Annotated in this window: 1 protein-coding gene; it reads left to right on the forward strand. The window is 50.2% G+C overall.

Annotated features, from left to right (window positions below; translation table 11 throughout):
• A partial coding sequence (ytpR, locus tag ACP45E_RS22200; RefSeq protein ID WP_347229993.1) for a YtpR family tRNA-binding protein occupies positions 1–438 on the forward strand: 438 nt, incomplete at both ends.

Consider the following 438-nt stretch of genomic DNA (forward strand, 5'->3'; position numbering starts at 1 on the left):
GTTGCGGGTGTTTTCACCGGCGTTAAAGTAGGTAAAGTGGTTGAGTGCGGTCAGCACCCAGACGCAGACAAACTACAAGTTACAAAAATTGATATCGGCGCAGAAGAGCTGCTAGATATCGTATGTGGTGCATCTAACTGTCGTCTTGGCCTAACGGTAGCAGTAGCAACAGTTGGTGCAGTACTTCCTGGTGACTTCAAAATCAAGAAAGCAAAACTACGTGGCGTTCCATCGCACGGCATGCTTTGTTCTTTCTCTGAGCTAGGTATCGACGTAGAGTCTGACGGCATCCTTGAGCTGCCTGAAGGCACAACGCTAGGCATGGACGTACGTGAGCTTCTAGAGCTTAACGACGTAACTATCGACGTAGACCTAACAGCAAACCGCGCAGACTGCTTCAGCATCCGTGGCCTTGCTCGTGAAAGATCGGAAGAGCGG

The sequence above is a fragment of the Vibrio genomosp. F10 str. 9ZD137 genome (genome assembly GCF_049974785.1).
Lineage (GTDB): Bacteria > Pseudomonadota > Gammaproteobacteria > Enterobacterales > Vibrionaceae > Vibrio.